Source organism: Arthrobacter glacialis, assembly GCF_002909415.1.
Lineage (GTDB): Bacteria > Actinomycetota > Actinomycetes > Actinomycetales > Micrococcaceae > Specibacter > Specibacter glacialis.
Genome location: NZ_PPXB01000020.1, coordinates 17,008 through 28,960, shown reverse-complemented (window position 1 = coordinate 28,960; position 11,953 = coordinate 17,008). Strand labels below are relative to the sequence as shown.

Genomic DNA, 11,953 nt, shown 5'->3' with positions numbered 1-11,953 from the left:
AAGTGGTTTAGAGTGCGGGCTGGACGCCGTAGGCGATGGCCAGCTTCATGATCTTCTCGGCGCGGCCCAGACGGGGCAGGTCGGAGCCGTCGCGGATCATGCCGCCGCGGGCGTTGAAATCGTTCATGAAGTCGGTAGCCCAGGCAACATCAGTAGGTGTGGGGCTGATGACTTCGTTGATGATGGTGGTCTGGTCGATGGCCAGGGCCAGCTTGCCTGTCATGCCCATGGAGACGGTGATGGCCGACTGTTCGCGCAGGATCGGGTGGTTGGTGCCCACTGTGGGTCCGTCAATGGGGCCCGGCAGGTTGCCCACACGGCTGGCGACAACGAGCTTGGCGCGCGGGTAGGCCATGGCTTCACGGTCGGCCGCCATGCCGGTGTCGCGGCGGAAGTCGCCGGAGCCGAACGCAAGGCGGAAGGCACCTTCGGCACGGGCAATGTTGTTGGCTTCCTCGATGCCGAGGGCGGATTCAACCAGGGCCAGGACACGGGTCTTGCCGTCGAGACGGTGGTAGGTTTCCTTGACCTGTTCGGCTTGTTCGGTCTTGGCCAGCATGACACCGAGCAGGCCGGGGGTGTTGCGCAAGCCTGCCACGTCGTCGGCCCAGAAGTTGGAGTGGACGTCGTTGATGCGGACCCAGGCTTGGCCGCCGTTGCGCAGCCAGTCGATGACGTCGCTGCGGGCGGCGTCCTTCTTCTTGGGATCCACTGCGTCTTCAATGTCGAGGACGACGGCGTCGGCGCGTGATGCTGCCGCCTCATCGAATATTTCCGGCCGAGTGGCCGGGACCAGGAGCCATGAGCGGGCAATTTCCGCCGGGATGTTGCGGGTGCGGACGGGCTTGGATGCGGCTTCGTTGCCAACGGTGCTAGACATGCTTCTACCGTATACGTCAACAGCCAAGGATTCGATGTGTCTTCCTACAATCCTTGCGTGTCATTACTGGCTGACTGCACCAGTCGCCTTCCCTTTTTCCAAGTAGTCCAAGAGCAGGTCGAAAGGCTGCTGTTGTCCCTGGTCCGCTGTGACATCGGCGTTAGGGTCGGGCCGGGAACCTGCCTCGGTCGTCATCGCATGCTCCAGCTGGTCTTGGCTGAGCGCAGAAAGCGACCAGCCAAGCGGCGCACCCAGTGCGGGCACGCTGTTGGGCGCAACCACCACCACGGATTGCCCACCCAGTGCTGTTGAGACGGACTCGGTGGCCTCCGCGCAAAGCTTGGCACTGGCTCCTGCCGGGTTCTCCTCACCCGGGGTCTCCACGGCTGGGACAGGACACACGTTGCCTGCTTCCTCCAGCCGCTGAATCCAGGACCTTGTTGCGGATTGGAGCTTCCTCGCGCCTAAACCGACCAGGGGCACTGCCAATTCGCCGGCGGCTTTCGGTGGGCGGCCTACGAGGTCCGCACCCGGGGAATTCTGCAGGAACACGAACACCGGCGCCACGAGATCAGCTGTGGCCTCGATGCCCGGGCAGGGAGGTGCGTTCCCTGGTGCTGGAAGATTCACCACGGCCAGCGCCGCCGTAACGCACGCATTGTGGCCCAATACCTCTTTTTGCAGGGCGGGCCACAAGTCGCTGATGGTTCCCAGCCCCGATCCCTCGGAGTAGCCGCCATCGATGAGTTGAAAGTTGGCACCGCCCTGGCAGTTGGTGGGCTTCCCGGCCTCGTCAAGCCTGACAGGATCACGTCCGGCAGGAGAAATAATGGGGAATCTGGCAGAAAGCAAGGCCGCCGAGGACCAGCGCAATGCCAGCGGGCAATCGGTCTGCCGGTCGAGCAGGTCAACAGTCAAGGGGAATCCTTGCGCACCGCTGCACTGAAATCCAGCATTACTGCCGGGGGCTGCCTTTCCCGGCAAATCAAGTTGGCTGATGACCACCCGGCAGTTGCTCCCGGCATCGGTGGAATTGAGCAGGAGGGCACCCGTGGGGCCTGCAGTGGTGGCGTCAAAGGCTTCTGCAAGCTTGGGAGCCGACACTTCCCACAGTGACTCCATGAGCCCGGCACGATCGTTCCACACGCGCGGTGCCGCGCCCCCGGTTGGGGCGCCCACCTGTGTGGGGATCAACAGGCCCGTGCCGGAGGCAATAACATCCCCCACAATGGCCCCCGAAACCGCAGCCGCCAAGGGGTTCGGTCCGGACAACGCTTCCATTCTCTCCACCGCACCGCTGGCCCCGTAGAGGTGACTCAAGGTCAATCCCACCGAGCCACCGCTGATTCCCGACGAGGCCATCACCACGTCACCGCCGCAGCCCCCCGTCTCCGCCAGCTTGTCAAAGGCCTGAACCGTCCAGCTCGCGGCCCGGATGCCGCCTCCTTCGGCTGCGACGAGCACCATGGGCCGAACCCGGATCGCAGCAGCCCCAGCGGATGGGCCCGGCGCAACATCCCGGGCCAGGTTCCGCCCGCACGCTGCACTGCGATCCAACCAATCCTTGAAAGCCTTCGCGACCCCGGGCCTCGTGGCAAGCACGGACGGGTCTTGGACGGACTCAAGATCCCGGATCTGGTGCAGGGCCGGATTGCCGCCACCGAATGACCCTACGGCGAGGACGATGGCAATGAGTGTCATGACCGGGGCTGCCCGGAGTCCCAGCGCTTCAAAGATCCGTGGTGGCCGCTGCCGCTGCAGGGCAACGGTGGCCAGCCCAATCACCATGGCCCAGGACCCGACTGCCAGCACCGCAGTTCCCGCGACACCGGCGGCCGTGCTGGTCCACACTGGCAGGAAGGCAAAGGCTGACACGATGATGGCGAACAGTGCCAGCAGGACCAACGAAATCCGGATCGTTGCCGACCCGGCGACCTCGCGGGGGTCCAAGAATTTTCCCCACGTGGCCCGGCACAATAATGCACCCGCCCCAAAGACGAGACCGGCCAGGGCAACTCCGAATGTCAGATAGAGGCCAGCCACCCATTGTTGACCCGCGTCCCACCTCAGAGACCCCGCGATACCCAAGGCGATCGGGGCGGTGAAGGAACGGACCAGTGCCATGCCGGAAAAGGCCAGAAAAACCATGGCCAGCACGTCGCCGCACCGCCACGCGTCCACGGCGCGTTGCCGGGAAGTCGGCCGTGGCGGGAGAGGCGCCACGGAGTCACCTCGATATTCCATCCATATGCTCACGAGGGCAACGAGCAGGGGCAACCCCATGGCCACTCCGGTGCGCCAGTCCACAGGGACTGTGTGCCCGCCTCCCAACAAAACGGCGCCAATGCCCAGTACCAGAAGGACCTGAGGAATCATCCACATCCAGTAGCGGGGCGCATTGTCGGGCACCTGCTGTTCGCCGGCGTATAGGGACCATGCCAGCTCGCTGCGGCGCCGCCCCAGGTAGAACAAGCCAAAGGACACCAAGAGCGCAGCCCAGCTCGTGATCAGAAATTTTCCCGGGCCCAAGTTGAGCCAGGCCCTCTGCGTGTCGGGCATTTGGTCATTGACGCCGGCAATTGGTAGCAGCGCCAGGGCCCCTATGAGCAGGACGGCGGCGAAGGCCAGACGGTGGAAAAACAAGGCGTTCCACGCGCGACCAACATTCCGCGAAACCCGCAGGCGCAGCCTGGCATATACAAAAACGGATGCCGCCAACGTCGCCAGCCCGGCCCATTTCAGGAATGTTGCCAGCACGGCCAACCACGCCAGCTCTGTCATCAACGCCAGACCCGGTTGTTCATCCAGGCCCAAGGCATAGTTGCCAACGAGCTGGGTGGCCACTTCCAGCAGTTCACCGAGGATGACGGTGCCGATGGCCAGCTTCGCCACCTTTCTGGAGCCAAAAAACCTGCTCAGTAAGGAAATGTAGAGCACCGCGAACAACACGTCGAGGCAGACGTAGATGGCCAGCAGGATCCTGACCTGGCTACAAATTCCCTCGTCCAGCCCCAACCAAATGCCCCAGTTTTCCCAGCCCAACTGCGGGTCAAGGCCTTGCAGGGAACTGGCCGAGCCCGAGCGGCCTGTCTCGGTGGCCGTATCGGCAATCAGGCGGTCCACCTCAGCCATGGCGATCCACACGGTCACGACCAGTAAGACCCGGGTCCCTGTAAACCAGCGCGTCAACCGCGCCAAGAGCGCCCGGTCGGGACGTTCGACAAGTGGGAGGGCATCCATGATCCGTGCAAGGAGTGCATTCATGACCGGCTCCTGACCCCGCAGAGAAACCAACACAGCATGTTCAGTACAGTGGACACCCGACGCCGTGCAAGGTCAAGGATTGACTTTCTAGTTCTCCGGCATGATCATGGTGCGCAGGTCCAGCTGGCGCAGCACCCTGTCCACCACCTCCGGGTCAGCCTCCGGTTCGTTGCGGGCGCTCAGGACCTCGGCCCGGGCGGCGTCCAGGGCAATGGTTTGCACAGCAATGGCCAATTCCCGGCCACGACGACGGCGCTCGTCAGCGTCTTCATTCTTCAGGCTGCCATCAAGGAGTTCCGCGTGCAGCCGTTTCATCTTTTCCTTGACCAGGGACAGCTTTTCCGGCGGCAGGTTCTTAATGATCTCGTTGTCCCGCAAGGCGGCAATGGCCGCGTCCTGGGCACGCAGGGCCAAGACCTTGGCCGCCTCACGTTCCTCCACGCCGTCGTCCGTGGCTTTCAGGACCCGCATGAGCCAGGGCAGCGTGAGCCCCGGCAGCACCAGCGTGGTCAGCAGCACGGCGCAGGCGACGACGATAATCTCATGCCGCGCGGGGAACGCTTCCCCGGTGGGCAGCACCGTGGGCAGCGCCAGGGCCAAGGCCAAAGTGGCCAGCCCGCGCATGCCGCACCAGGTGAGGATGATGACGTCCTTGAGGCTGGTGGGCGGAAGGTCGCCGTCGTGCTTCTTGGAAAGCAGCGCCAGCAGGCCAAACCAGAGGAAACGCACCACAATCACCAGAACGCTGACTGCCACGGCCGCGGGCAGCATGCCCCAAATATCCGAGCCCTCGGACTTGATGACTTCGCGAACTTCCAGCCCCACCAAGCCAAAGGCGAGCCCCGTCACGAGCAGCTCAACCACGTCCCAGAAGGCGGCACGGGTGATGCGCTCGGTGGCGTCCTCGGCCCGGGCATGGCGTTTGATCTCCAACGCGGTGACCACCACGGCGATGACGCCCGAGGCGTGGACTTCCTCGGCCAGGATGTACGCGGCAAAGGGAACAATGAGTGTCACGGCGCTGCGGGCCACGGAGGAGGTGATGAGCTTGGTGATCACGCCCGTCAGCCAGCCCATCAGCATGCCAACCGCCACGGCAACCACGGCGCCGAGAAGGAATTCACCCACCACGTCCACGCCGAACGGCTGACCGTCCATGGTGCTGGCCACGGCGGCCTGGAAGATGACGATGGCTGCGGCGTCGTTGAACAAACCTTCACTTTGCAGGACAGTGATCAGCCTGCGCGGCATGTGGACACGGCCGGCCACTGATTCCACGGCCACCGGGTCCGGCGGCGCACACATGGCGCCCAGGGCGATCGCAGCAGGTAGGCCAATGCCCGGAATCAACAGCCACGCCGCGCCTGCCACCATGGCCGTGGAGACAACCACCAGGGCAACGGCCAGCATGATTATGGTGCGCCACCGGACCCGGAAGACCGCCCACGAACTTTTCTGCGCCGTAGCGAACAACAAGGGTGGCAGGAAGATGGGCAGGATCAGCTCGGGGTTGATCCGCAGATCGGGGAACCCTGGGATGAAGGTCAGGGCTCCTGCCATGATGAGCATGAGCACCGGGTAGGGCAGCCTGAGCTTGTCCCCCAACCCGACGGCAAGCACTGTGGCGAATAAGAGTCCGATGATCAATACGAGCTGTTCCACGCAATGTATTTTACGGGGTCAGCACCTGGGCGCTTTACGGGGTCAGCACCTGGGCGATTGACTCGTGCCCGTCTGTGAACTCGATGGTTCGCATGATGGTTCTGGGATGCTGGAGCACGGCTGCTGCCACGAGGGCCACGTTGCCGCGCGAGGTGTTGGTGGATGCGGCAGGGTCGCGCTCCGCTGCCGGGGTGGGGTCAATCAAGCCCGTGGGTTCGTCCAGGGTCAAAGCGCCGGGGGCCAGGATGGTCCATGCTAGGGAACTTGCCGACCGCAGGTGCTCATCGGCGGCCGCTTTCGCTTCGGCGTAGGCGTGGAAGCTGTTCTCCGGCGGGACCCCGTGGTCCGTCCTGGCACCCAGGTAGGAGACCATGATGTATCTCTGGACGTCGGCTGCAACGGCCGCATCAATGGTGGCGATGGCCGCATCCCGGTCCACGGCGTACGTGCGCTCGGGGCTTCCACCGCCAGCACCGGCGGACCAGATGACAGCGTCTTGGCCGGCAAAGAGGTCGGCGAGCTCGTCAACCGAGGAGGAACCGACGTCGTGCACCACGGGCATGGCGCCGGTGGCCGCCACAGCGTCGATCTGGGCGGCATTGCGGATCACCGAGGTGACCTCCAGGCCCGCAGCTGTCAGCAATGGCGCCAGCAGCATCGCAATCTTCCCGTGCCCGCCAATTATCAGAACCTTCTTCATTGTTTCTCCCTCGCATTGGATTGAACCGTTGGGGGCAGCCTACGCCACGAGTCTCTGCGCGCACTGGGAGCCGGATCAATTCGGGGTCACTTGCCACCGCGAGATGTGGTTCCGGGGAAACAAGAAGGCCCCTTTCACACATAGTGCGAAAGGGGCCTTTCTGTAGCGGCACCGAGACTCGATCTCGGGACCTCACGATTATGAGTCGTGCGCTCTAACCAACTGAGCTATGCCGCCATAAATGAGAGTGGCCCGTGCCGCCCCGGACAAAACCGTCTTGACACGAGCCTTCTCATTTGCGAGCCCCCCACCGGAATCGATCCGGTGACCTCGTTCTTACCAAGAACGCGCTCTACCACTGAGCTAGGGGGGCAACGAGAGAATACTTTACCAGTGGATTGGCAGGAAGTGAAATCGAGGAACGCCCCTAACGCCACAAGCGGCGTACCCGGCACTCATTCGGCCCAAAAAGTCATAGAAAAGGCGTCCTGAAACCGCTAAAACTCAATGAACTTCGCCCTCTTGACGCATGATGAATGAGTTGCGTCACATGGGGTGGAATGCAAGAAAAGGGCCGGTTGTCTTTATGACAACCGGCCCTTTTTAGCACCCTAGGGCGTGGTTGTTACCACTTGCCCTTGCTGTTGAAGCTCTGGCCACCCTCGTGACGGGGACGACGGTCGCCGCCACCGTGACCTGTGTGGCCCTGGCCGCGATCGCTGCTGAAGCCGCGGTCGTTGCCACGCTCTGCGCCACGGTCTGCGCCGCGGTATCCGCCGCTGCGGTCGCCGTCGAACTTCTTTTTGAAGCCGCCCTGGCCGCGGTCGTTACGCTCGCCGCCGCCCTGGTAGGGAGCGCCTGTGCCTCCACCGGAGGGGCGACGGCCCTTGTCGAGCTCGAGGTTGATGAGCTCGCCGCTGATGCGGGTCTTGCTCAGTGCACGCCACTGGTCTTTGCTCAGCTCTGCCGGCAATTCCACCAAGGTGTGATCGGCGCGGATGTCAATGCCGCCGATCTGCGAAGAGGNCGGATGTCAATGCCGCCGATCTGCGAAGAGGACAGGCCGCCTTCGTTGGCAATGGCGCCAACAATGGAGCCGGGCATGACGCGCTGGCGACGGCCTACCGAGATACGGTAGGTGGCGTTGCCTTCGGTCAGGGTGCGGGTCGGGCCGCGGGAGCCGAAGCCGTCCTTGGAGCGTTCCTTCTTCTGGTATTCAGGTGCTGCCGGCAGGTCGTTGACCAGCAACGGCTGTCCGCCCTGTGCCATGACAGCCAAGGCTGCGGCAATCTCCGAGGCGGGAACGTCGTGCTCCTGCTCGTAGGAGGCGATCAGGTCGCGGAACTTGGCAACGTCCTGGCTGGCCAGGGTTTCGGTGATCTTCTCAGCGAACTTGCCCATGCGCAGGGTGTTGATGGTTTCGGCGCTGGGCAGGTGCATCTGATCCACCGGCTGGCGAGTAGCCTTCTCGATGGCGCGCAGCAAGTACTTCTCACGGGGAGTCATGAACAAGATCGCGTCACCTGAACGGCCAGCGCGGCCGGTACGACCAATGCGGTGAACGTAGGATTCGGTGTCATGCGGGATGTCGTAGTTGATGACGTGAGTGATGCGCTCCACGTCCAAACCACGGGCAGCAACGTCGGTGGCGACCAGGATATCGATCTTGCCGTCGCGGAGCGCCTCAATGGTGCGCTCACGCTGCTGCTGCGGGATGTCACCGTTGATGGCGGCAGCCAAGAAGCCGCGTGCCTTCAGTTTGTCAGCCAGGTCCTCGGTAGCCATCTTGGTGCGAACGAACGCGATAACGCCCTCGAACTGCTCAACCTCAAGCACGCGGGTCAGCGCATCGAGCTTGTGCGGGCCCATGACCTGCAGGTAACGCTGGCGGGTGTTGGCACCTGTGGTGGTCTTGGACTTTACAGTCACCTCGGCGGGGTTGTTCAGGTACTGCTTGGAGATACGGCGGATCTGGCCAGGCATCGTGGCGGAGAACAGGGCAACCTGCTTCTCCTTCGGTGTCTCAGCCAGAATCTTCTCTACATCTTCAGCAAAGCCCATGCGCAGCATCTCATCGGCTTCATCCAAGACCAGGTACTGCAGGTTGGACAAGTCCAAGGAACCCTTGGAGAGGTGGTCGATGACGCGGCCGGGGGTACCGACTACAACCTGTGCACCGCGGCGCAAACCGGCCAGCTGCGGGCCGTAAGCCGAGCCACCGTAAACGGGGAGAACGGAGAAGTTGTCCATGTACTTGGCGTACGAGGTGAAAGCTTCTGCAACCTGCAGGGCCAATTCACGGGTAGGTGCCAAAACCAGGATCTGGGTGTCCTTGGTGGGACCGTTGAGGTCCATCAGCTCAGCCATGCGGGACAGGGCGGGGACGGCGAATGCTGCAGTCTTGCCTGTACCGGTCTGCGCCAAACCAACAACGTCGCGGCCTTCAAGCAGCAACGGAATGGTGGCGGCCTGGATGGGTGAGGGCTTCTCGTAGCCAACGTCGCTCAGGGCAGACAGCACACGGCCGTCAATACCCAAGTCAGCGAAAGTAGTTTCGTTTTCTTCCTCGGTCTCCGGGGAAGTTTCTGTCAAGTTTTCGGGCATGGTCAAAATGTCCTCATTCATAGGGCCAAGCGGCGAGGTTGCCGCATTGCAGAAATCCAGCCGCTACTCGGCATCCCGGGCAGGATCTCGCGCCATGTATGCGCCGTTGGTACGGCCGCCGATGTTGAAAGTAACCAACACCGCATGGCGTTTCTTTGCCGGCAATCCCCTATGAACGCTACTTGCCCGCACAAAAACGTTGCGGGCCCCAAACACTTCAGGCTCCTGCCTCAAAAATTGGGCAGAAAATAAAAGGAGATACCGGAGTGGGGGATATTTAAATTGTAGGGCATACCTTACCGCCACGACAGAGCTAAAGTCGATGCCGACCAGTGAGGTTCGGCACATGCCCTGCCAGCTTCGAACAACGAGTCCGCAGCAATGGCTAAAAAAAGCGAATTTGCGGCGTTTTTCGGGGCCCACTCCCTCCTTGGGGGCAGGTAGGGATAACTACGGGCCAGTTTGCTCCTGGTGCCAGGCGCGGCGCGGACGTCCCAGGGAATGCTAAGTTGCGTGACCTGTTGTGTTTTTTTGCAGGATTCTTTCGAAGCGACTCCAATAGTGCTCGTTCAGGGTGAGCTCTCCGGCGTCGTGCAGTTCCTGCAAAGTACGCACGTGCTCCACAGTGGGGTCGCTAAAGAACTTGCCCACAGTGATGCCGTGGCTGGGGACATGCTCAACTGTGATGGTGTCCCCCGCTTGGACAGGGCCCCGTTCCAACACTCGCAAGTAAGTGCCCACTCGCCCGGCAACAGTAAAGCGCTTGACCCACTGCGGCTCATCCATGCGCTCCCCAAAAGTGGCGCAGGGGACGCGCGGGGACGTGACTTCCAGCAGGGCCTTGCCAATCCGCCAACGGGCGCCAATCACGGCGCCGGTGGTTTCAACGCCCTGGGTGCGCAAATTTTCGCCAAAAAGCCCCGGCGGAATAGCCCGTCCCAGCGCGGCGCTCCAGTAGTCGGCATCCTCCTGAGAGTAGGCGTAGACAGCCTGGTCAGGGCCACCGTGGTGCTCGGCGTCGGCCTGGACATCGCCAAACACGCCAAACGGGCGCAGCTTGACGGGCCCGTGAACCGCACGCTTGTCAATGGCCGTCACGCCAGAGCCCGTTGCAGTGGTGATGAGCTGGTGGACACGGCAAATGGCGAGGAGGGTGCCGGTGTGGGACGGTTCAACAGTCATGCATCCACCCTACGACAAGGTGCCGGGCCAACGATTGCACCGTTCTGCGGTGAACTCGCCACGGGTTTGCCGCACAACACTGTTCTGCGCCGAACTCAAGGTGGGTTCGGCGCAGAACAGTGCAGCCGGCGTCGTAGGTCCTAGGCGTTTACCAGATCCTCAACCGGATCTACCTCGGAGGCCCAGCGCGGCAGGAACGTGGCTACAATGGAGGCCAGGACCATCCCGCCGGCCATCCACCACATGGTGAACGTGTAGCCCTCGATGAACACGGCCGACTGGCTGGTGGCGGTGCTGGTTTCCAGTGAATTGAAGAAGATGGTGCCAATGATGGCAACACCCAGGGCACCGGCAAGCTGACTGGTGGTGTTGAACAGGCCCGAGGCGCTGCCGGCAAACTTGGTGGGAACTTCGGAGAGCACAAAGATGCCAACCGGTGCCACCACCATGCCGAAGCCTGCGCCGCTGAGGGCAAGCCCAGCCAGCAGGTGCCACGGGGTTACGGCCCCGCCCACTGCGTGAACCGTGAAGATCAGGACAACGAAGCCCGCGGCGATGACCAACGGACCCAGCTGCAGCACCACGCGGCCGATCTTGCGCGCCAGGATCGCGGCCGAGATGCCGGCCAGGACCGGGACCATGATGGAGAACGGAATCATGGTCAGCCCGGCCTTCAGGATGGGGTATTCCAGGCCCAGCTGCAGGAACAAGGTCTGAATCAGGAAGAAGCCGTTCATGGGGATGAAGAACAGGAACATCATGGCGATGCCGGCGGCAAACGGGCGGCTCTTGAACAAGGAAACGGCCACCAGGGGCTCGCCGCCGTTCTTTTCCTCACGGCGTTGCAGCAGCACAAAGCCCACCAGCACCAGTAAGCCAAAGGCCATCATCAGGAACGTCCAAATCGGCCAGTTTTCCTCCCGGCCCATGGTGAGCGGGTACAGGACGGCCAGCATGCCCACGGCAAGAATCACGACGCCGGACAGGTCAAGTTTGTGCCGCACGGGCGCCACCGACTCTGGCACGTACTTGACGGCGCAGATGACAGCAAAGATGCCTACAGGGATATTCACGAAGAAGATGGTGCGCCAGCCCCAGCCAAAAATGTCCGCATTGGTCAGAATGGCGCCCAGGATGGGGCCGGAGACCGCGGCAACACCGGCCAGGGCCGAGAACCCCGCCATGGCACCGGCACGCTCGGACGGCCTGTACATGACCTGAAGGCTTGAGAGCACCTGCGGGATCATGGCCGCGGAGGCAAAGCCCTGCAGGGCGCGGGAGGCAATAAGCATCTCCGGGTTCATGGCCATGCCACACAGTACGGAGGCCACCGTGAAGATCACCAGGCCGATGATGAATGTTTTCTTGCGGCCATAGATGTCGCCCACCCGGGAGCCGGTGATGAGACCAATGGCCAAGGCCAGCGTGTACGAGGCCACCATCCACTGCAGCTGCGCACTATTGGCGCCGAGCGCCCGTTCAATGTCCGGCAGGGCAACATTGACGATGGTGGCGTCCAAGAGCTCCATGAAGGAGGCCATGAACAACGAGATCAAGGCTATGGAGCGTGCCCTGCCGACGGGTGGTGCTGTGGTCTTCATGAGTTCCTTGTAAAAGATGTGCGAAAAGAGGTGGTGCCCTGCAATTCTGCCATCTCGAAT

The 11,953-nt window shown here is 62.6% G+C and carries 7 protein-coding genes, 2 tRNA genes and 1 pseudogene; all 10 read right to left on the bottom strand.

Annotated features, from left to right (window positions below; genetic code table 11):
- Positions 1-7 precede the first annotated feature (7 nt).
- The gene (locus CVS28_RS18410) at positions 8-880 is read right to left on the bottom strand and encodes an HpcH/HpaI aldolase/citrate lyase family protein (protein WP_103464916.1); all 873 of its coding nucleotides are present in this window, start codon (positions 878-880) and stop codon (positions 8-10) included.
- Positions 881-943: 63 nt separating this feature from the next.
- The gene (locus CVS28_RS18405) at positions 944-4,144 is read right to left on the bottom strand and encodes a hypothetical protein (RefSeq protein WP_103482417.1); all 3,201 of its coding nucleotides are present in this window, start codon (positions 4,142-4,144) and stop codon (positions 944-946) included.
- 87 nt (positions 4,145-4,231) lie between these two features.
- Positions 4,232-5,806, bottom strand: a complete 1,575-nt coding sequence (locus tag CVS28_RS18400; RefSeq protein ID WP_103464918.1) for a Na+/H+ antiporter — start codon at positions 5,804-5,806, stop codon at positions 4,232-4,234.
- Between the two features lie 34 nt (positions 5,807-5,840).
- Positions 5,841-6,506 (bottom strand): NAD(P)H-binding protein, encoded by a 666-nt coding sequence (locus CVS28_RS18395; protein WP_103464919.1) that lies wholly within the window; start codon positions 6,504-6,506, stop codon positions 5,841-5,843.
- A gap of 163 nt (positions 6,507-6,669) precedes the next feature.
- Positions 6,670-6,743 (bottom strand) — tRNA-Met (locus CVS28_RS18390).
- Between the two features lie 64 nt (positions 6,744-6,807).
- Positions 6,808-6,879, bottom strand: a tRNA-Thr gene (locus CVS28_RS18385).
- A 252-nt stretch (positions 6,880-7,131) separates the two neighbouring features.
- A pseudogene (locus CVS28_RS18380) lies at positions 7,132-9,131 on the bottom strand (DEAD/DEAH box helicase).
- Positions 9,132-9,173: 42 nt separating this feature from the next.
- Positions 9,174-9,533, bottom strand: a complete 360-nt coding sequence (locus CVS28_RS20015; RefSeq protein ID WP_207797260.1) for a hypothetical protein — start codon at positions 9,531-9,533, stop codon at positions 9,174-9,176.
- Positions 9,534-9,614: 81 nt separating this feature from the next.
- A complete protein-coding gene (locus tag CVS28_RS18375) occupies positions 9,615-10,292 on the bottom strand; it encodes an MOSC domain-containing protein (protein ID WP_103482416.1) in 678 nt (225 codons plus the stop codon).
- Positions 10,293-10,432: 140 nt separating this feature from the next.
- Complete coding sequence (locus CVS28_RS18370; protein WP_103482415.1) at positions 10,433-11,893, bottom strand: MFS transporter; 1,461 nt, start codon at positions 11,891-11,893, stop codon at positions 10,433-10,435.
- Between the last annotated feature and the right edge of the window lie 60 nt (positions 11,894-11,953).

Excerpts from the sequence above, each read along its gene's own strand:
- CVS28_RS18410 (WP_103464916.1), bottom strand. The coding sequence starts at position 880 with ATGTCTAGCACCGTTGGCAACGAAGCCGCATCCAAGCCCGTCCGCACC.
- CVS28_RS18405 (WP_103482417.1), bottom strand. The coding sequence starts at position 4,144 with ATGAATGCACTCCTTGCACGGATCATGGATGCCCTCCCACTTGTCGAA.
- CVS28_RS18395 (WP_103464919.1), bottom strand. The coding sequence starts at position 6,506 with ATGAAGAAGGTTCTGATAATTGGCGGGCACGGGAAGATTGCGATGCTG.
- CVS28_RS18375 (WP_103482416.1), bottom strand. The coding sequence starts at position 10,292 with ATGACTGTTGAACCGTCCCACACCGGCACCCTCCTCGCCATTTGCCGT.
- CVS28_RS18370 (WP_103482415.1), bottom strand. The coding sequence starts at position 11,893 with ATGAAGACCACAGCACCACCCGTCGGCAGGGCACGCTCCATAGCCTTG.